A 19,422-nucleotide genomic window follows, 5' to 3' on the forward strand; every position below is an offset into this window, starting at 1 on the left:
TTGCTGCACCGCGTTTCCTCGTCCCAGGCACATTTACGTGCCTGTGCTCGCGGGCGAAGTCACCTGTCTTTCGTTCGGCGCATCGATCCCGGTACAAGGGTGCGGCCTGCCGCCGTGTCAGGGTTGCGCGCGATTGACGGTGTCGCCGGTTGCATCGACTGGAGCCGGGTTTGCGTTCGAGACGGGCGAGGCACCCGTCTCGGGCGTCACCGCCACGGTCCGCCCAACCCTGCGACCATCGGGGGAGCGCGTCCGGACCTCCACGCTTCCTGTCACGGCAACCAAGGTCCGATACGCCTGCCACTGCCCCCCGGCGGTGCGGTACTCGATGGTCTCGCCGGGCAGTTCCGACACCGCCTCCAGCCGCCCTTGCGCGATCCGGGCGCCCGGTGGTGCCGGCCGGTATGCGATGCCCGCCCGGTCGAGCGACGCCAGCGCCACGCCCGCGCGTCCGGCGAAGTCGCGCCAGTCGTCCCCCAAGGCCGCGGCCGACACGCGCGGATCGCCATAGGAATAGGCCGCGCCCGCGACATAGGCGGGCTCCCACTCGGCGCGATGCCAGGCGCGTTCGGCAAGGGCCAGGACGCGGGGGAACAGCATGTAATCGACCTGCGCGTCGCTGCGTATCGTCTCGCTCCACACCTGCGCCTGCAATCCGACCACGCGCCGGCCCTGCGCGATGGGGTTCGGGTCGGCGATCGTGCCGGGCCTGCTCTTCACGTCCGTCATCAACGCGGCGTTGGCCGGCAGGTTTTCCGGCATGAACGCGAACGCTTTGAAGCTGTCGGTTTCCCGCGTGCCCCAGTCATAGCCGCGCTCCAGCGGGTCAGGTGCGTTCGGCATGTCGAGATAGGTCACGTCCGGCATCGACAGCACCACGTCCCAGCCACGGTTCAGCTGGTCATGCGCCTCCGCGACCCCTCCGGAGAACAGGCTGCCCCAGATGTTGCTCTGCACCTTCGCGGGCATCCGCTCGGCGGTCGTGTGGCCCAACCCGTCGCTCCATCCCGCGACGGTGATGCCGCGCTTTGCCAGGTCGCCGGCAACGCGCTCTATGAACGCCGCGCCCAGATCGGCCGGCTTTTCGCCGGTCCGCGCCATGCGTGCCGTGCAGGCGGGCGACGCGACCCAGGCGCCCGCCGTCTCGTCCGCACCGATATGATAGGTCTTGAGCGGCACGCCGGCCGCCTTGTGCAGCGCGGTGATCGCGTCGATCACCGTGTCGATGAAGCGATACGTGCTGTCGATGCACACGTTCAGCGTGTTGTCGTCGTAATTCTGGATGCTGCGATACCGGGTCGCATCGCCCGGTTCGACAAGGCGGAAGCGTTCGGCCTCCGCGCGCCGACCGGCCGCCTTCAGCTGGCTGTAGCGCGCCTCCATCGACCGGATGGCGGCACGCGAATGGCCCGGCATGTCGAAGGATGGGATGACCTGTATCTGCCGGTCCCGCGCCGCGTGAAGGATCGCGACATAATCCGCCTCGCTCAGGAAGCCGTTGGTGGGGGCGGCGCGGTCGGGATCGGCGCCCAGCTGTGGTGACAGGCAGGTCCCCTCCCCCTCGTCGAAGCAGCGATATGCGCCGACCTGCGTCAACTCCGGCAACGCGGGGATCGCCAGTCGCCACCCCTCGTCGTCGGCGAGGTGGAGGTGAAGCGTGTTGAGCTTCAGCACGGCCATCTGCTCGACCAGCTTCAGGATCTCATCCCGGCTGTGGAAATTGCGCCCGAGATCGAGGTGAAGGCCGCGAAACGGAAAGCGAGGCGCGTCCTGGATGATGAGGGGGCGGGGATGTCCCTGTTCGAAGGCGGCCTGCTGCACCAGAGAGCGCAGTGCGTAGGACGCGCCGGCCGCGCCGCCGGCACGGATGGCGATGCCGTCGCTGCCGATCGACAGGCGATAGGCTTCCGCGCCCAAACCCGATGAGCGGCCGACGACGATCCGCAACGGCACGGGGCCCGTTCCGATCCCGATGGCGCGCAAGGCGTCGATGGCGGGAGCCACGTCGCCCCGCGCCACGCCGGACACCCGCACGTCGACGCCGCGCGTCAGGTCCAGCGGTCCACCCGCCGGACGGGTCGCGGACTGGGGCTTGGGCAACACCGCCACGTCAGGCGCGGTGGCCGCGCCGCGCGCGCTGTAGCGGGCGAAGGCGCGCTCCGGCGTCAGCCAACGGGTCATGTCGTCCGCCGCCTGCGTCGCCAGCGCCGCTTCGTCGGTCATCGGCGTCACGAAGGGCAGTGTCTCCAACCCTGTTGCCGGATCGATGCGCGCGCGAGTCGCCGCGATCACGTGTCCTTCCAGCCCGGGTGCCACGACATGGGCGTTGGGCATGGCGTGATAGGCCGAGAACCAGCGCCCTGCGCCGACCAGATGGATGGTATAGGTCGTACCCGGCGCAAGAACGCGACCGGGCTTCAGCGTAAGGGCGTTCAGGTCGCCGTTGATCAGCCGAACGTCGAACGTATCGCTGTGCGATCCGACGATCGCGTTCACGAAACCGAACCGGATTTCCAGACCTGCCGTCTCCAGTCGCCTCGGCAACTGCGTTGGCGTGGTGATGGCCAGGTCGACGTCGAAGCAGCCGACCTTTGGCGACGGACAGTCGTTCGGGTGATTGCTGGCGATGGTGAGGCGGAACCCCAGCCCTTCGGCCAGTTCGTCCAGTTCCGATTGGGTGAGTGCGCTGAAGGTCGTGGCGTATGCAGGAGGCGGCGCGGTGGTCCGCATCGGGACGGGGGGCGGGGATAGCTGGGCGGACGATTCAGCCATCAAGGGGGCGGCTGTCAACAAGGCAGCAAGTGCAGTGGAAGACGACATCAACCAACCCTCCCGATTTGTTATGGAATTGTCATGCCGGACACGACGCGTCAACAAGGATGCCCCACCGGGAAGTGGTCGCGGGTGGGGGCATGTCCCAGAACTGGTCTCAAAGTACTAGGCTCCGGGCCGACCCAGGCGATTGACTGAACATCCTCGTCGCTGCACAGCGGGACAGGTTCAAAAGGTTTGCAGCCGCAAGAGAGGCGCATTTGCTCAGCCAAGCCATCGGGGCGCTTCAAAAGGAGCAGGCCACACCGCTGTATCTGCAGCTTCAGAAGGTACTTCGCGAGGCGATCGCCGGCGAACTCGTGAAATCCGACGAGGCGATCCCGACCGAACGCGATCTGGCGGAGCATTTCGACGTGTCGCGGATCACGGTGCGAAAGGCGCTGGAGGGACTGGTCAGCGAGGGACTGTTGTCGCGCCGGCGCGGCGCGGGGACGTTCGTGGTCGGCGGCCGGGTCGAAAAGAGCTTTTCCAAATTGTCCTCCTTTTCCGAGGACATGCAACTGCGCGGCCGTACGCCGTCCAGCACTTGGGTCAGCCGCACGGCCGGGGCCGTGACACCCGAGGAGGCGCTGTCGCTTGGTCTGTCGCCGGGATCCCAGGTCTATCGCTTCCACCGCATTCGCTATGCGGACGGGATCTCTATGGCGCTGGAATATTCGACCGTGCCCGGATTCTGCCTGACGTCCGAGACGGTCGTGCAGGAGTCGCTGTACGAGGCGCTGGGACAGGCCGGCTTCCGCCCTGTGCGCGCGCTTCAGCGGCTGCGTGCGGTGGCGTTCACGCCCGAGCAGGCGCAGGCGCTGGGGGTGGAAGCGGGTCAGCCGGGCCTGTTCATCGAGCGTCGCAGTTTCCTGGCGGACGGCCGCACGACGGAGTTCACCCAGTCCTATTACCGGGGCGACGCCTATGACCTGGTGGCGGAGTTGAACGACCTGTAGCGCCGTTCGCGTCCGCGTTCGGGCGGCGGATGGTCGCGGCAACTGACGCGTCGACGCTGGCCAATCTGCGAAGTTGGTGTGCGATCGCGTAGGAGCGCTGCCGAATCGATGGCGTGCCACTGTTGCCTGCCGGGCGACACTGCCAGCCGCCGAAACCACGAGACAACAACAATACCTATCTAAACATTGGCGCCATCCGAGCGGCCGTGTTCGCGTTAGATGCCGATGATCGTCCGGAGGATGGTGGCTGTGCACGAAGATCGGGGGGAGGGTCGGACACCAGGCAGGATGCGTCGCTCGACGTGCTGCGCGGGCTTGCCGTGATGGGCATGATCCTCGCCAATGCCAGTGCGGCGATGTCCTACGACAACAAGGCGCAGGTCTATGCCACGCTGAGCCATGAACACTGGAACGGGCTGCATCTGGCCGACACGGTGTTTCCCGCCTTTCTGATGATGATGGGCGTGGCGATCCCGACGTCGCTGGATCGGGACAAGCGCGGGGTCGGACCGGGCGCCGTCGGGCTTCGTATCACCAGACGCTGCGTCCGGCTGTTCGTCATCGGCTTCCTGCTGTCCAATCTGCACTGGCTGGCGCACATGGCGACGGCGGATTGGCGCTTCTGGGGCGTGCTGCAACGGATCGGCATCGTTTACGGCATCTGTGCGCTCATTTTTCTGAAGAGCGGCATCCGCGCCTGGGTCGCGACCGCTACGGTGCTGCTGGTCGCGTATTGGCCGCTGATCCTGCTGCCGCAACCCGATGGTCAGTCGACGGATCTTCGGGTGAGGGGGCTGAACCTCGCTGGGTGGGCCGACCGTGCCACGCTGGGGGCGGGCAACCACATCTATGTGGCGGGACCGCAGGGATACGATCCCGAAGGGCTGCTCGGCACCCTGCCGGCGATCGCGCAGGGGGTCACCGACGCGATGCCCAGCGTCGGCAGCAGCGACAAATCCTTTATCCTGAACGGCGAGCGGATCGAGGCGCGGGACGGCATCTGCCGGTCGAGCGACGGCACGCTCGCCGGGTGCGACCTGGACATGACGACGGCGTTGCGCAACATCGTTGGCATGACCGGCATCGACATCGCGGATGCGTCGCACATGGCGTCCGGTGCGCCTGCGCGCTTCCTCGGCTTTGATGACGTTACCGGCAGCGTCGTCGTCGGGCGCTTTGCCGATCTGGCGTGGCTGGGGCGGGAGGGCGTGCCGAAGGGCGTCTGGCGCCACGGCCGGCGGGTAGGGTCGGATTAGGTCGTAAACTCTTTAACGGGACGGAGCGTGCGCTCCTTCCAAGCGCGACGCTGCGCGGGCCATCTCAGGAAAGTTGCCATATCGCAGCTAGAATGACGACGACGAGCAGGAGCATTGCAAACTCTTTGGGATTAAAATTGCGGCCGCCGAGCCGGTCATACCAGCGGTTGCTATAGCCGAATGGTCCAAAGGCCTTGCTGTTCATATCCATGCGTTAGATTGTCTCCCAGGTAAAAAGCTGGCGGACTTCCGCTTGATCTACAAGTTTTTCGGACACCCGCTTCCGCAGGACATCAGGTTCTGATTCAGATTCGGCATGAGCCGATATGATCTCACCGACTTTGCAATTGCGTGTGATCGAGCCGCTGCTGCCCAACAAGGCGGCCTCCACTGGAGCAGGTAAGCACCGGCCGGTCCTAACCACACGCGCGATAGATTCTCGCATCCGGATGCGCTATGTGCCCGCCCGTTAGCGATCAGCGGGAAGGGAGTGCGACGATGACCGATCATGTCATGCTCACCCCCGGCGATCTGTGTGTCGGTGGCCTGCTGCACCACTGAAGCGGCGGGTTCTGCGCCTGAGCCCATGCCATCCTCGCTGACATAAGGACCGCGCGTTCGGCGCGGTGATCTTCCCATGACCGACGACACCGAAGACCTGTTTCCGCGCGCCTCCGTGCTGCGGCACGTGCTGTCCTTCACCTTTCGCCTGTGGGCGCGCACCCCGATGCTGGCGGCGGCCTGCGCGTCGACCATGCTGCTGGCGACGACGACCGAGATCTTCGTGCCGCTGTATGCCGGCCACATGATCGATGCGGTGGGCAGCGGTGCCGCGCCGCAGGCATGGCGCGCCTTTTCCGTCATCGCCGCGCTGGGCGGCGCCATGGTCGTGTTCCGACACCTGGGGTGGTGGACGATCACGCCGCTGACGCTGACCATGATGCGATCCGTGGCGCAGGAGGCGTTCGCGCGTGTTCAGCGGCTGTCCACCGACTGGCATGCCAACGCCTTTTCCGGGTCCACCGTGCGACGGATCACGCGCGGCATGTGGGCGCTGGACACCCTCAACGACGTGCTGCTGCTGTCGCTGTTGCCGTCGCTGACCGTTCTGGTCGGCACGGTGATCCTGCTGGCGCTGCATTGGCCCGTGCTGGGGCTGGTGATGGGCCTGGGCGCGCTGGCCTATCTGGTGCTGACCGTGGCGCTGGCGACGCGCGTGCTGGCGCCGATCGCGCGATTGTCGAACCAGTGGGATACGAAAGTGGGCGGCGTGCTGGCCGATGCGATCGGCACCAACGCTGTGGTCAAGGCATTCGGCGGCGAGGCGCGCGAGGAGGCGCGGCTGGCGCAGACCCTGGCGAAGTGGCGCCGACGGACGCTGCGCACCTGGCTGGCGTTCACCTGGGCGGGTTCCGCCCAGCTCGCGCTGCTGTGGCTGATCCGGGTCGCGGCGACGGGATCGGCGCTGTGGCTGTGGTCGCGCGGCGCGGCAGGGGCGGGCGACATGGCCTATGTCATCACCAGCTATCTGGTACTGAACGGTTACCTCCGCGACATCGGCCAATATGTGCATCAGTTGCAGCGGTCGGTGAACGAGATGGAGGAACTGGTGCAGCTGCACGACCAGCCGCTGGGCGTCGCGGATCACGCCGATGCGCGGCCGATCGCGATTTCGTCTGGCGCGATCCGGTTCGAGGATGTGACGTTCCGCTATGCCGGCCAGGACCGCCCGCTGTACGAGCATCTGAACGTCACCATTCCGGCCGCGCAGCGGTTGGGTCTGGTCGGGCCGTCGGGATCGGGCAAGACCAGCTTCGTCAAGCTGATCCAGCGGCTCTACGACGTGGATGCCGGTCGTGTGACCATCGACGGGCAGGACGTGGCGCATGCGACGCAAAGCTCGCTGCGGCAGCAGGTCGCGATCGTGCCGCAGGAGCCGGTGCTGTTCCACCGCACCCTGTCCGAGAACATCGGCTATGCCCGCGCCGGTGCCACGCACGCCGAGATCGAGCAGGCCGCGCGCCTAGCCAATGCGCACGACTTCGTCGCGGGCCTGCCCAAGGGGTACAACACACTGGTCGGGGAGCGTGGTGTGAAGCTGTCAGGCGGGGAGCGTCAGCGGGTGGCGATCGCGCGCGCGTTCCTGGCGGATGCGCCGATCCTGATCCTGGACGAGGCGACATCCAGCCTGGATTCGGAGTCGGAGGCGGCGATCCAGCAGGCCATGGTGCGCCTGATGGAGGGGCGGACCACGATCGTCATCGCCCACCGGCTGTCGACGGTGCGGTCGCTGGACCGGATCCTGGTCTTTTCCGGCGGGCAGATCATGGAGGACGGCACCCACGACACGCTGCTCCGCGAAGGGGACGGGCAATATCGTCGCCTGTTCGAGCGTCAGGCGGGGACGGCGGCGGCGGACATCGTCGGCTGAGCGACCGTTCCTTACCCGGCGGCGGGGTCGGGTGGCGTCGTGACGGCCGGCTCGGACCAGGCTTTGGCGCGGACATGGTCGATGAACGCGCGCAGCGGCGGCGGCACCAGACGGCGGCTGGAGTGATACAGGAACGGCCCGGAAAAGGGTTGCCACCAATCCTCCAGCACCGGCTCCAGCGACCCGTTCGCCAGATGGGGGCGCAGCCAGTCCTCGAACAGGTGGATCACGCCGGCGCCGGCCAGGGCGGCCTCCACGCCCAGGTCGATCGCGCCGCTGACTCCGACGACCAGCCGGGCCTGCGGCTCGATCCGCACGATCTTGCCCGCGCGCTCGAACTCCCATGGCGTCGTCAGCCTGCCGCTGGCGAAGCGGCCCAGGATGCAGGGGTGGTCCAGCAGGGCGCGCGGGTGCTCGGGCCGTCCGAACCGGTCAAGATGGGCGGGCGCAGCGGCGGTAGCGAAGCGTTGCACGCGCGGCCCAATCGGCACCGCGATCATGTCCTGATCCAGTCGCTCGTCGTACCGGATGCCGGCGTCGCAGCCGGAGGCGAGCACGTCGACGAAGCCGTCCTCCGCGACGACCTCCACCCGCACGCCGGGATGGGCGGCGAGGAAGCCGGGCAGGATCGCGGGCATCACCAGCCGCGCCGCGCTGACCGGCACGTTGAGCCTCAGCGTGCCGCTGACCCCGTCGCGCAGTTCGTCGACGCCGCCGAGTGCCGCCGCCACCTCTCCCAAGGCCGGACCGAGGCGCTCCAGCAGTCGCGCACCCGCCTCGGTCGGCGTGACGCTGCGCGTGGTGCGATGGAGCAGGCGGACGCCCAATCGGCTCTCCAGCCGGCGCACCGCCTCGCTCAGGGTCGATGCGCTGGTCCCGGCGGTTCGCGACGCCTCGCGGAAGCCCCGCGCGCCGGCCACCGCAAGGAACGCGTTCAGGTCCGACAGGTCCGCATTCATTGTCCGACTTTCCGTACAGCCCGTGCGGATCATGATGGATTATCGGCGTGATCGGCAACCCTTACCTGGCGTGGAAAGGAGATCGACGATGCAGATGCTTGATACGGCCGGCAGCTTCACTCTGGGCGACCGCAGCGTGCGGCGGATGGGATATGGCGCGATGCAGCTTGCCGGGCCCCATGTGTTCGGACCGCCCCGCGATCGCGACGGCGCGCTGGCGGTGCTGAGGGAGGCGATCGCGGCGGGGGTGAACCATGTCGACACCAGCGATTTCTACGGCCCCCACATCGTCAACCAGCTGATCCGCGAGGCGCTGGCGCCGTTCCCCGACGATCTGGTGGTGGTGACCAAGGTCGGCGCGGTGCGGGGCCAGGACGCGTCGTGGAACCTGGCCGCGTCGCCGGACGACCTGCGCCGCGCGGTGGAGGACAATTTGCGCAACCTGGGGCTCGATACGCTGGAGGTGGTCAATTTCCGGTCGATGCTCGGCGGCGGCACTGCCGGCCCGACCGAGGGATCGATCGCCGCGCCGTTCGAGGCGCTGGCCAGGATGCGGGAAGAGGGGATGATCCGCCATCTCGGCGTCAGCAACGTGACGGCGGCACAGGTGGCGGAGGCACGCGCGATCGCGCCGGTGGTGTGCGTGCAGAACCAGTTCAACCTGGCGCATCGTGCCGACGATGCGCTGATCGACACGCTGGCGGCGGACGGGATCGCGTACGTCCCCTTTTTCCCGCTCGGCGGGTTCAGCCCGCTGCAATCGGAACGGCTCGATACCGTCGCGGTCGGGGTTGGGGCGACGCCGATGCAGGTGGCGCTCGCCTGGCTGTTGCACCGTTCGCCCAACATCCTGCTGATCCCCGGCACGTCGTCGGTGGGTCACCTGCGGCGGAATCTGGCGGCCGCCTCACTCCATCTGCCCGACGATGCGCTGGCGGCGTTGGACGGGATCGGCGCGCGGTGTCCGGCCGACTGACGACGCGCAGGATCGCGAGGCCGGCCGACCGGACTTGCGATCCTGTGTAGATCAGCGGGAGCGGGATCGTCCCTTGCCGGCCGGCGGAAAGGTTGGCGGCGCCGACATGCTGCCCCAGCTTCGATCGGGCGTCGTCGCCAGCACGAAATCGAGCCGACCGCCGCGCTCCACGAAGCTGGCGGGCAACCATGGCCGGTCGCTTGTTCGACCATTCACGCGCAGCGACTGGACATAGGGCGCATCGGCCGCCGCGCCACGGGCGGTGATCGCGATGCGACCACCGGGTCGATCGATGGTGACGGCGGGAAACATCGGGCTGCCCATCACCAGCTCGGCCCGACCCGGATAGAGCGGGTACAGGCCCAGCGCCGCCCACACATACCAGGACGACATCTGTCCCAGATCGTCGTTGCCGGAAATGCCGGCGGGGGTGTTGGTCCAGATCCGGTCCATCGCCGCCCGCACCGTTTCCTGCGTCTTCCACGGCTGGCCGACGAAATTGTACAGCCAGGGGGAGGCGATCGACGGTTCGTTGTCGAGTTCTGCGTGGAGCGGCCCGGACTTGGTCACCGCCCACTCGCCCTCGGGCGTCTTGAAAAAGGCATCCAGGCGGCGGACGGCATTGTCCCGACCGCCCAGCGCGCCGACCAGGCCCGCCGGGTCGAACGGCACCATCCACAGATATTGCGCGCCGCTGCCCTCCACGAACTCGTCGTCGGATGCCGGGTCGAAGCTCGGCCAGCTGCCGTCCGCCCGACGCGGCTGGATATAGCCGCCGGCCGGGGTGGCGGTCGGATTGAACAGGTTGCGCCACCAGCCGGACCGGTCGAGGAACATCCGCTCGCCGCGCCGGTCGCCCGCCGCACGTGCCAGCTGCGCCAAGCCGAAATCGGCAGCCGCCATCTCCAGCGTGTCGGCGGCCGTGCCCCAGCCGGGCGCGCCGACCGGCATGTAATGGTGCGACAGCCATTGATCGAGGCCGGGCCGCTGACCGACGCACAGAACCGGGCACCCCTTGCGGCTCAGATCGCCGGGGGTGGGCGTGGTCGCCGCCCGCTTCAGCGAGGCATAGGCGCGCGCCAGATCGAACCCACGGCCGCCGAACGCGTGGATCGCCGCCAGCGACGGGGGCGAGGGGTCGCCGTTCATCACGCTGGTCGCGCCGGTCAAATGGGTCCAGCGGTCCCATACGCCACCGTGCTGGTTGGCCTGGTTGAGCAGCGATTGCGCGATGTCCGACCCACGCTGCGGATCGAGCAGGGTCACCAACTGCAATTGCGAGCGATAGACGTCCCAGCCGGAATAATTGGCATATTGCGCCTGCTGACGTGGCGACAGGTGGTGAACGGCGCCATCGAACCCGCGGTAACGTCCATCGGCATCGCTGTAGAGCGTCGGGGTCAGCAGCGAATGGTACAGCGCGGAATAGAACACGCTGCGCTGATCGCCGGTGCCGCCGGTCACCGCGACCTGGCCGAGCGCGCGGTTCCATGCGGACCGACCCGCCGCCTGCACCGATGCCAGCGTCGTGCCCGCCGGGCTTTCGCGGTCCAGATTGGCGCGCGCGCTCGCCTCGTCGACATAGGATATGCCGACGCGCATCGTAACGTCCGGCGACTGTGCGGGATCGAAACTGATCCACCCGCCTGCACCCTTGCCCGTCGGGGGATGGCCGCGACTGCCATAGCCGGTGCCGCCGACGCCCGTCCCCGATCCCTTCGCGACCGTGTCGTCGTGCCAGGTGCCGCCGGTGGTGAACGGCTGGTCGAATGTCGCGACGAAGTGCAGCGTGTAATAGCTCTCGCGCCGATCCTCGGCCAGATAGCCGCAGAAATTGCCACTGGTCACGGAGCCGCTGACCGTGCGCGTCGCGGGATCGATGCGGATCGTGGATGCCGTGCTGCCGACCTCGCTGTCGGAGGTGCGGAACAACAGGTTCGCGGGCTTGTCCGCGGGAAAGCCGAAGTGCGCGACCGCCGTCCGTGCCGTTGCGCCGAGCTCCGCCAGGACGCCGTTGCCCAGCTTCACCCGGTACGCGCCGGGGCTGGCGCGTTCCTCGCCGTGATCCAGGATTGCGGCATAGCCCAGACCTGCGTCGACGGCGGACGGGGACGTTTCCACCGGAACGGTGACCGGCATGATCGGAATGTCGCCGCTCGCGCCGGTACAGCCGGTGCCCGACACGTGCGTCAGGCTGAACCCGCGCACGCCGTTGCCGTGCCATTCATAGCCGCCGGGCGCGGACATGGCGAACCGCTTGCCGGGCAGCGGTGTCATTTCCGGACTGAACGCCACCATGCCGAACGGCAGCGTCGCACCCGGAAACACGTTGCCGCCATTGGTCGTGCCGATGAAGACGTTGACCTCTCCGGCGGGATCGGGCGGTGGCGCGGTCTGCCCGCTCAGCAGCAGAGCGGCGCCGACGAGCGCGGTTCCACGGGCGAGGGTCACCGTCGCGCGGCGTCTCGCCAGAGGGCGGCCATTGTTCGTCTGGAGCCTGCCGTGCCTGTGTCCCGGTCGTGCCACGCTGCTCTCCCTGTTCGTCGGGCGCGACCCTATCGTGCGGGGCCGGACAGGCAAGGGGAGGGACTTGCCACGCGGTAAGCCGGCCCGTGATCCGCCATGCTCAGGGCTGGCCGGACAACCCCTCGAACCACGCGCGATAGGACGTGTTGCGCGCCATGCGGCGGTTCAGGTCGGGCGCGCCGTCCGTCCACCAGACGGGCCCGCGTTCGCCAAGCGCCGTCTTCGCTGCGTCGACCTCCCTGCGGGCAGCGGACAGCGCGTCCGCGTCGCCGGAGCGCATCGTCCGGCCGACCGCGCGGCGTGCGTCCATCAGCCTGCCGACCAGCGACTGTCGCACGGCCTCCGGCAGGTCGGGGTTCGACCGCCGCCACAAACGCCCACGCACCACCAGGTAGCGCCCGTCCGGCGTCACGGGCGCATCGGTCAACGCCGGCGCCGCCACAGCCAGGTGCCCAGCGCCGCAGCACCGAGCGCGACCGCAGCGCCGCCGGCGACCTTGCGCCGCCGGTCCGGATGGCGCCGGCCGCCCTCGACCCCGCTGGGTGCGGCCGGGGTGTCGTGCAGTGCGCCGGACGTGTCCTCCCCCGGCTCGGCCCGTGCGGACCAGCAATCCATGAAGCCGTTCATGACGGCGGCGCCCAGGTTCGGCGCCGTGAACTGGCTCAGCTTCAGCGCAAGGGCGGGGGCACCGATCACCGTGGTGTTCCGGGGATGCCGGGCCAGCCGCACCACCGCCTTCGCGACGGTCTCCGGCGACAGCGAACCGGGCGGCAGCGACAGGCGCGCACCGGTGTAGTTGCCGGCATGATCGATGCCGGGGGTGTCCACGAATGTCGGATAGACGTCGCAGATGTGGATGTGGCGCCGCTTCGACACTTCGCCGCGCAGTGCCTCGCTGAAGCCGCGCAGGCCGAACTTGCTGGCGGCATAGGCCGCCGCATAGGGTGTCGCGACAAAGCCGCCGACCGAGATCATGTTGACCCATGTGCCGCGATCCTGGGCAAGGAAGATCGGCAGCACGGCGTGCGCCTCGTTCATGTGGCCCACCAAGTTCGCATCAATCACCTGGCGGTGGTCGGCGATCGGGACATCCTCGTACTTGCCGACCACGCCCACGCCGACGCAGCTGAACCACAGGTCGATCCCGCCCAACACCGCGCGGGCGTCCGCCGCCAGCCTGGCCACGGCCGGCGCGTCGGTCACGTCGACGATGCGGACATGCGCCTCTCCACCGGCATCGCGGCAGCGGCGGGCGATATCCTCCAGCCCGGCCTCGCCCCGCGCCGCCAGCACCAGCCGCGCGCCGCGTTCGGCAAAGGCCAGCGCGGTCGCCGCGCCGATGCCGCTGGATGCGCCCGTGATGACGACGCGGTGGAGTTTGGTCTTCCCGGCCATGCTGTGTCCTCGCTTCCTTGGCGTGAGAGACGATTGCCCGACGTCACTGTTCCGCCTCGCAAAAATCAGGAGCACCGGTGGCCAACATTACAGCCAACATTACAGCGACGACATCCTCAGGAGGAGCGGTTGACATGGTGAACCGTTTACGGACCACCGCCCACCACCTCTTTGCGCAGGAGCCGACATGACCGACACACCCGTAGCGATCGTCACCGGGGGTGAGTCCGGCATCGGCGCCGCCTGTGCCGCCGCACTGGCGGCCGCAGGCGCGCGCGTGGCGATCACCTATTTCCGCGATCAGGCCGCCGCCGCCCGCGTGTGTTCCGGGATCGGCGGCGCGGATCGTGCCATCGCCGTCCAGACCGACGTCGCGGACGAGGCGGCGGTCGGCCGCCTGTTCGACACGGTCGAAGGCACGTTCGGCACGGCGACCTGGCTGGTCAATTCCGCCGGTCTCAACATGAGCGGGGTGAAGCTGGTGGACATGGAACTGGCGCAGTTCGACCGGGTGATCCGGTCCGACCTGTACGGTCCGTTCCTCACCTGCCGCCGCTTCGTCCGCGCGCTGGAGGCGAAGGGCGCGAAGGGACGCATCGTCAACATCTCCTCCATCCACGAACGCGCGCCGCGGCCCGGCGGCGTGGATTACGATTCGGCGAAGGGCGGCCTGTCGCAGCTGACCGCGACGCTGGCGCTGGAACTCGCGCCAAAGGGGATCGCGGTGAACGGGGTAGCCCCCGGCATGATCCTGACCCCGATGAACGAGCATGCGATGGAGGACGCCGCCTATCGCGCCACGCTGGAGGCGAATATCCCGTGGCAGCGTGCCGGACGGCCGGACGAGGTGGCGGACCTTGTCGCATTCCTGTTGTCGCCGGCCGCCGACTATATCACCGGCACCACCGTCACGATCGACGGCGCGCTGTCGCTGACCGTCGCGCAGGGCGCCTGAGCGATGCCCACCTTTGCGGTCGAGCAGCTCGACACCGTCGCGATCTCCGCCGGATCGGCGATCGACGGCATGGACCTGATGAGCCCCTTCGTCTGGAAGGAGGGCGACCTGTACCGGATCATGGTGCGGGGCGTGCCGCGATCGCTGACCCCGGCGATGCCGACGGGGATCATCGCGGGCGGCGCCGGCACGGACGGCCTGTTCTTCCACATGGACAAGGGGCTGGCGATCACGCCGGGACCGGGCGCCGACGATGCCGGCGGCTGCGAGGACCCGACGGTGGTCGTCACGGGCACCGGCCATGGCGACGGCGCGGGCGAGTATCTGGTCTATTACACCGGCGTCGACGCCGCCCACCAGCAGGGCGCGATGATCCTGGCGTGCGGCCCCGACCTGTCCTCCCTGACCAAGCGCGAAGTGGTGCTGAAGGCACCGCCGGGGGAGGGCAACATGAAGGAAGCGACGCTGGCGCAGACGCCGCAAGGCGACTGGCGCCTGTTCTACGAATATGCGGCGGACGAGGCGTCGCGGATCGGCATGGCCGCCGGCCCGACGCCGCATGGACTCTGGACCGTGCAGCCCGATCCGTTCGGGATACGGGAGGACAGCTGGGACAATTGGCACCTGTCGACCGGGCCGATGACCATATTGCCCGGACAGGACCCGGTGATGTTCTACAATGGTGCGACCCATGACGCGCGCTGGCGGATCGGGTGGATCAGTTTCGACCCCGGCTTCACGCGCGTGACCGGACGCGGGATCGAGCCGTTTCTGGTGCCGCCCCCGGCGACCAGCCGCGCGGACACCGACATCGCCTTTGCCGCGTCGACCGTCATGGAGGGGGAGCTGATCGCGCTCTATTATTCGATAGAGGATCGTATCCTGCGCCGCGCGCTGGTTCGCCGCTACGGATAGCGACTGGCAAGCGCGGCCCGGTTGGTATGGCGGCCGTTCGCGGGTAAGCGGCGGGCATGATCCGCGTCACCGAGTTGAAGCTGCCGTTGCACCATCCCGACGAGGCGCTGCCGGCGGCGATCTGCAAGCGGCTGCGCATCGGCCCGCGCGACCTGGTCCGCTATGCCGTGGCGCGGCGGGCGCACGACGCGCGCGACCGGACCAACATCGCTCTGGTCTATTCGGTCGACGTCAACGTCCGCAACGAGGGCACGGTGCTGGCCCGGTTCCGCAAGGATCGCCAGATCGGCACGACGCCCGACACCAGCTATCGGCCGGTCGCCACCGCGCCGGAGGGGAGCGGCCGCCCGGTGGTGATCGGCGCGGGGCCGTGCGGGCTGTTTGCCGCGCTGATCCTGGCGCAGTCGGGCTTCCGCCCGATCATCCTGGATCGCGGCAAGGTCGTGCGCGAACGGACAAAGGACACCTGGGGCCTGTGGCGGCGCGGCGTGCTGAACCCGGAATCCAACGTCCAGTTCGGCGAAGGGGGCGCCGGCACCTTTTCAGACGGAAAGCTCTACAGCCGCATCAAGGATTCGCGAAACCTGGACCGCAAGGTGCTGACCGAATTCGTGAAGGCCGGCGCACCGCCGGAAATCCTGACCGAGGCGCATCCCCACATCGGTACGTTCCGGCTGGTCAAGATGGTGGAGACGATGCGCGAGACGATCGAGGCGCTGGGCGGCGAGTACCGCTTCGGCACGCGCGTCGACGGCCTGCATGTCGAGACGGACGGGGCTGGGCAGCGCTGTATCCGGGGTCTGCACCTGCACGATGGCGGCTATCTGGAGGCGAGCCATGTCGTGCTGGCGATCGGGCACAGCGCCCGTGACACGTTCGCGATGTTGCACGCGGCGGGGGTGCATGTGGAGGCAAAGCCGTTCTCGATCGGCGTCCGGATCGAGCATCCGCAGTCCTGGATCGACCAGGCCCGTTTCGGTGCCGATGCCGGCCATCCCATTCTGGGCGCGGCCGAATACCACATCTCTCACCACTGCTCGAACGGGCGGACCGTCTACAGCTTCTGCATGTGTCCGGGCGGCACGGTGGTCGCCGCGACGTCTGAGGAGGGGCGGGTCGCGACCAACGGCATGAGCCAATATTCGCGCAACGAGCGGAACGCCAATTCCGGCTTTGTCGTCGCGATCGATCCGGCGCGCGATTATCCAGGCGATCCGCTCGCCGGCCTGACGCTGCAACGTCATTGGGAACAGCGCGCCTATGTCGCGGGGGGATCGAACTACAAGGCGCCGGCGCAGCGGGTCGGCGACTTCCTGGCGGGCCGTGCGTCGACGACGCTGGGCAGTGTCGTCCCCTCCTACAAGCCGGGTGTGCAGCCGGCCGATCTATCCGCGTGCCTGCCCGATTTCGCGGTCGCGGCGATGCGCGAGGCGCTGCCCGTGTTCGGACGGCAGATCCGCGGGTACGATCATCCCGACGTGGTCATGACGGGTGTGGAGACGCGCACATCCTCGCCCGTCCGCTTTACGCGCGGCGACGACATGCAGAGCCTGAACACCGCCGGCCTGTATCCGGCGGGGGAAGGGGCGGGATATGCCGGCGGCATCCTGTCCGCCGCGGTCGACGGCATCAAGGTCGCAGAAGCGGTCGCGCTGAACATCCGCGCAGGCTGATCTCCGCCATGCTGATACTGTTCAACAAGCCCTTCGGCGTGCTCAGCCAGTTCAGCGACCGGCGTCGCCCGACGCCGCGCTCCACCCTGTCGGAGTTCGTCGATGTGCCCGGCGTGTATCCGGCGGGGCGGCTGGACCGTGACAGCGAAGGACTGTTGGTGCTGACCGACGACGGACGCATGCAGGCACGGATCGCGGAGCCGAAGTTCAAGCTGCCCAAGACCTATCTCGTGCAGGTGGAGGGCGTACCCGACAATGCCGCGCTGGCGCGGCTGCGCCGGGGCGTGGCGCTGGCCGACGGAATGACCGCGCCGGCGGAGGTCGAGGCGATCGCAGCACCCGCGCTGTGGCCGCGTGACCCGCCCATCCGCGTCCGTGCCATTATCCCCGACAGCTGGCTGCGCCTGACGATCCGGGAGGGCCGCAACCGGCAGGTCCGCCGCATGACCGCCGCCGTCGGCTACCCGACGCTGCGACTGGTGCGGTGGAGCGTGGGGGCCTGGACGATCGACGGGATCGCGCCGGGCACGTGGCGGAGGGCGTGAAGGTCTTCTTCGACGGCGGGTATCGTCCGGACCCGGTCGGCATGGAGTGGGCGGTGGTGGTCGGCGGACGATGCCACCGGGAAACCGGTCTGGGTCCCGGCACCAGCATGACGGCGGAATGGCTGGCGCTGCTCGGCGCGATCAGGCTGGCGCAGGCGATGGGCCTGGCCGATCCGCTGTTCCTCGGCGATGCCAAGGCCGTGATCGCGCAGGCGAACGGGACCGTCAGATGCCCCGCGCCCCATCTGCGGCATCTGGAAGAGCTGCGCGCGATCGAGCGGCAGGTGGGGCGACGGCGTATCCGCTACGTCAAACGGACGCAGAACCTGGCGGGCATCGCCTTGGCCATGGCACACGAACGGGCTGGCCGCGCGACGCCCTGAGGCGATGCTTCTGCGATCAGCCGGCTGCGGCGCGGCGTCCGCCGCCTGCGGCAAGGCGGGCTATGTCCCCGCGCCCTTACGGCGCGGGTGTATCCGTCACCGTGTGAGCGCCGCCGGCCGCATCCAGATCCAGCATGGTCGGCTTTGCCACCGAATAGCTGGGCCAAGCCGGCAGTCCGGCACCGGCGGGGTCGCCGCTTTTGACGAAATTGACCAGGTAGCGGCTGGCCGTGCGGGCGGCGGCCCGGTCGGTCGCACTGGTGTCCGCGCCGTACTTGATTGCGGCGGTGTCGAAGAAGAACGGGATGTCGGTGGCGTGACCCGCTCCCTGCGTCGCCGGCGTCCGAGCCGATGTCGCGACATAGGAAAAGCGGTAGTAATAAGTCGGCACGCCCTTTGTCGCGAACAGCTTCGCCATGTCGCGGGCGCCATTGATCATGTAACCCGACGGGCCGCCGATATCGGCGCTGGTCGCGCCCAGCATCACCGGCCCCTTGTTGAAGCGGCCGCTGGCATAGGCCTGGCGCAGATCAACCGCGATGCGCCCGTCGACGATCGGCCAGCTATAGGTCCTGGGCTGGCCAGGCTTTGGCGACATGGCGGCAAGGTTGAGGCCATCGACCAGCTGGTCGGCGGGCAGGCGACGCAGCTTGACCAGCGCCTGCGGATCGTCGGCCGCAATCCCCTTGGCCGCGGCAAAGGTGACGCCGATCTTTTCCGCGTCGGCCAGCGTCGCGCCCGGTTCCATGCTGGGTCCGCCGGACTGGATCACCGCCTTCCTGAACAGGCCGCTCGCCAAGGGGGAAGTGACCAGCGCGTGGACGGACATGCCCCCCGCGCTTTCGCCGATGATGGTGACGTTTGCGGGATCGCCGCCGAACGCCGCGATATTGCGCCGTACCCAGCGCAGCGCCGCGAGCTGGTCCATATAGCCGTAATTGGCCAAGAGGCCCCGGTCGGCATCCGCCCTGGTCAATTGCGGATGCGCAAAGGTCCCGAAGCGGCCGAGCCGATAGTTGAAGCTGGCGAACACGATACCCTGCTTCGCCAGTTCCGCACCCGAATAGGTCGGCGGCGACGATCCGCCGTTCACGAAGCCGCCGCCATAGATCCACACCAAGACCGGCAGCTTGCCCTTCGTCGCCGTCGGCTTCCACACATTGGCGTACAGGCAATCCTCCGCGGGCGGCGTGCCCAGGGGGGCGGCGTCGCTGGGGAAGGGCAGCTGCATGCAATCGTTGCCATAGCGCGTGGCATCACGCTCCCCCGACCACTTCGCGGCGGGCTGCGGCGCGCGCCAGCGCAGGTCGGCGACGGGCGGCGCGGCGAAGGGGATGCCCTTGAACGCGCTCACGCCGTCCGTGCTGCTGCCACGAAGCGCGCCGGTGTCGATCGTGACGCGGGTCCCCCGATCCTGCGATTGCGCGGAGGCGGCCACCGCCAGCGCCGACGACGCCGCGAGGATAAGGAAGGCGCGCATGTCATATCTCCGGCGGGAAGGGTCAAAGGGTGCATCGTAGCGGTGGTGACCGGGCGCGACCAGAGCGTGCGTTGCTCGACGTCACGGCGAGCGATGGCAGGCTCTGCCTCCGACCGCCCGAGCTTCGCGATGTTCAGCGCCGCCGAATTGCCGTAGCG

16 protein-coding genes are annotated in these 19,422 nt (G+C 68.5%); 9 read left to right on the plus strand and 7 right to left on the minus strand.

Features of this window, described 5'->3' with window-relative positions:
- Nucleotides 1-117: 117 nt before the first annotated feature.
- A complete protein-coding gene (locus tag BMX37_RS09205; RefSeq protein WP_244501497.1) occupies nucleotides 118-2,772 on the minus strand; it encodes a family 20 glycosylhydrolase in 2,655 nt (884 codons plus the stop codon).
- A 260-nt stretch (nucleotides 2,773-3,032) separates the two neighbouring features.
- Here BMX37_RS09205 and BMX37_RS09210 point away from each other — a divergent pair, with 260 nt between their 5' ends.
- Entirely contained in the window at nucleotides 3,033-3,770 is a 738-nt protein-coding gene (locus BMX37_RS09210) for a GntR family transcriptional regulator (protein ID WP_093665455.1), read from the plus strand.
- A 206-nt stretch (nucleotides 3,771-3,976) separates the two neighbouring features.
- Nucleotides 3,977-5,026: a heparan-alpha-glucosaminide N-acetyltransferase domain-containing protein gene (locus BMX37_RS09215; protein WP_139198059.1), complete on the plus strand. Its 1,050-nt coding sequence runs from the start codon at nucleotides 3,977-3,979 to the stop codon at nucleotides 5,024-5,026.
- 64 nt (nucleotides 5,027-5,090) lie between these two features.
- Here the strand turns inward: BMX37_RS09215 and BMX37_RS18785 are convergent, their stop codons facing one another.
- A complete protein-coding gene (locus tag BMX37_RS18785) occupies nucleotides 5,091-5,231 on the minus strand; it encodes a hypothetical protein (protein ID WP_212611423.1) in 141 nt (46 codons plus the stop codon).
- A 432-nt stretch (nucleotides 5,232-5,663) separates the two neighbouring features.
- On the opposite strand from BMX37_RS18785, the gene BMX37_RS09220 reads away from it, so the two are divergent.
- The gene (locus BMX37_RS09220; protein WP_093665457.1) at nucleotides 5,664-7,457 is read left to right on the plus strand and encodes an ABC transporter ATP-binding protein; all 1,794 of its coding nucleotides are present in this window, start codon (nucleotides 5,664-5,666) and stop codon (nucleotides 7,455-7,457) included.
- 11 nt (nucleotides 7,458-7,468) lie between these two features.
- On the opposite strand, the gene BMX37_RS09225 is transcribed toward BMX37_RS09220, so the two are convergent.
- Entirely contained in the window at nucleotides 7,469-8,416 is a 948-nt protein-coding gene (locus BMX37_RS09225; protein ID WP_093665458.1) for a LysR family transcriptional regulator, read from the minus strand.
- Nucleotides 8,417-8,504: 88 nt separating this feature from the next.
- On the opposite strand from BMX37_RS09225, the gene BMX37_RS09230 reads away from it, so the two are divergent.
- The gene (locus tag BMX37_RS09230) at nucleotides 8,505-9,392 is read left to right on the plus strand and encodes an aldo/keto reductase family oxidoreductase (protein WP_093665459.1); all 888 of its coding nucleotides are present in this window, start codon (nucleotides 8,505-8,507) and stop codon (nucleotides 9,390-9,392) included.
- A 51-nt stretch (nucleotides 9,393-9,443) separates the two neighbouring features.
- Here BMX37_RS09230 and BMX37_RS09235 read toward each other — a convergent pair whose 3' ends face one another.
- From BMX37_RS09235 to BMX37_RS09245, 3 genes are all read right to left on the minus strand, one after another.
- Complete coding sequence (locus tag BMX37_RS09235) at nucleotides 9,444-11,918, minus strand: GH92 family glycosyl hydrolase (protein WP_244501498.1); 2,475 nt, start codon at nucleotides 11,916-11,918, stop codon at nucleotides 9,444-9,446.
- Nucleotides 11,919-12,018: 100 nt separating this feature from the next.
- Entirely contained in the window at nucleotides 12,019-12,345 is a 327-nt protein-coding gene (locus BMX37_RS09240; RefSeq protein ID WP_170841913.1) for a hypothetical protein, read from the minus strand.
- Nucleotides 12,342-13,313 carry an SDR family oxidoreductase gene (locus tag BMX37_RS09245; protein WP_093665461.1) on the minus strand — a complete coding sequence of 324 codons (972 nt, stop codon included), beginning with the start codon at nucleotides 13,311-13,313 and terminating at the stop codon, nucleotides 12,342-12,344. Before BMX37_RS09245 ends, BMX37_RS09240 begins: the two co-directional genes overlap by 4 nt.
- Nucleotides 13,314-13,500: 187 nt before the next feature.
- On the opposite strand from BMX37_RS09245, the gene BMX37_RS09250 reads away from it, so the two are divergent.
- From BMX37_RS09250 to BMX37_RS09270, 5 genes are read left to right on the plus strand one after another with little or no spacing between them, the layout of a single operon-like run.
- Nucleotides 13,501-14,268 carry an SDR family NAD(P)-dependent oxidoreductase gene (locus tag BMX37_RS09250; RefSeq protein ID WP_093665462.1) on the plus strand — a complete coding sequence of 256 codons (768 nt, stop codon included), beginning with the start codon at nucleotides 13,501-13,503 and terminating at the stop codon, nucleotides 14,266-14,268.
- Between the two features lie 3 nt (nucleotides 14,269-14,271).
- Nucleotides 14,272-15,183: a glycoside hydrolase family protein gene (locus BMX37_RS09255; RefSeq protein ID WP_093665463.1), complete on the plus strand. Its 912-nt coding sequence runs from the start codon at nucleotides 14,272-14,274 to the stop codon at nucleotides 15,181-15,183.
- Between the two features lie 56 nt (nucleotides 15,184-15,239).
- The gene (locus tag BMX37_RS09260) at nucleotides 15,240-16,856 is read left to right on the plus strand and encodes an NAD(P)/FAD-dependent oxidoreductase (protein ID WP_093665464.1); all 1,617 of its coding nucleotides are present in this window, start codon (nucleotides 15,240-15,242) and stop codon (nucleotides 16,854-16,856) included.
- 8 nt (nucleotides 16,857-16,864) lie between these two features.
- Entirely contained in the window at nucleotides 16,865-17,401 is a 537-nt protein-coding gene (locus BMX37_RS09265) for a pseudouridine synthase (RefSeq protein WP_093665465.1), read from the plus strand.
- Nucleotides 17,398-17,784 (plus strand): reverse transcriptase-like protein, encoded by a 387-nt coding sequence (locus tag BMX37_RS09270; RefSeq protein ID WP_244501499.1) that lies wholly within the window; start codon nucleotides 17,398-17,400, stop codon nucleotides 17,782-17,784. Before BMX37_RS09265 ends, BMX37_RS09270 begins: the two co-directional genes overlap by 4 nt.
- 76 nt (nucleotides 17,785-17,860) lie before the next feature.
- On the opposite strand, the gene BMX37_RS09275 is transcribed toward BMX37_RS09270, so the two are convergent.
- Nucleotides 17,861-19,264 carry a carboxylesterase/lipase family protein gene (locus BMX37_RS09275; protein ID WP_093665467.1) on the minus strand — a complete coding sequence of 468 codons (1,404 nt, stop codon included), beginning with the start codon at nucleotides 19,262-19,264 and terminating at the stop codon, nucleotides 17,861-17,863.
- Nucleotides 19,265-19,422 lie beyond the last annotated feature (158 nt).

This window comes from Sphingomonas gellani, from assembly GCF_900110035.1.
Lineage (GTDB): Bacteria > Pseudomonadota > Alphaproteobacteria > Sphingomonadales > Sphingomonadaceae > Sphingomonas > Sphingomonas gellani.

Coding starts and splice junctions, on each gene's coding strand:
- BMX37_RS09225 (WP_093665458.1), bottom strand. CDS start 8,416: ATGAATGCGGACCTGTCGGACCTGAACGCGTTCCTTGCGGTGGCCGGC.
- BMX37_RS09275 (WP_093665467.1), bottom strand. CDS start 19,264: ATGCGCGCCTTCCTTATCCTCGCGGCGTCGTCGGCGCTGGCGGTGGCC.
- BMX37_RS09220 (WP_093665457.1), top strand. CDS start 5,664: ATGACCGACGACACCGAAGACCTGTTTCCGCGCGCCTCCGTGCTGCGG.
- BMX37_RS09250 (WP_093665462.1), top strand. CDS start 13,501: ATGACCGACACACCCGTAGCGATCGTCACCGGGGGTGAGTCCGGCATC.
- BMX37_RS09205 (WP_244501497.1), bottom strand. CDS start 2,772: ATGGCTGAATCGTCCGCCCAGCTATCCCCGCCCCCCGTCCCGATGCGG.
- BMX37_RS18785 (WP_212611423.1), bottom strand. CDS start 5,231: ATGAACAGCAAGGCCTTTGGACCATTCGGCTATAGCAACCGCTGGTAT.
- BMX37_RS09265 (WP_093665465.1), top strand. CDS start 16,865: ATGCTGATACTGTTCAACAAGCCCTTCGGCGTGCTCAGCCAGTTCAGC.
- BMX37_RS09230 (WP_093665459.1), top strand. CDS start 8,505: ATGCAGATGCTTGATACGGCCGGCAGCTTCACTCTGGGCGACCGCAGC.
- BMX37_RS09255 (WP_093665463.1), top strand. CDS start 14,272: ATGCCCACCTTTGCGGTCGAGCAGCTCGACACCGTCGCGATCTCCGCC.
- BMX37_RS09260 (WP_093665464.1), top strand. CDS start 15,240: ATGATCCGCGTCACCGAGTTGAAGCTGCCGTTGCACCATCCCGACGAG.
- BMX37_RS09245 (WP_093665461.1), bottom strand. CDS start 13,313: ATGGCCGGGAAGACCAAACTCCACCGCGTCGTCATCACGGGCGCATCC.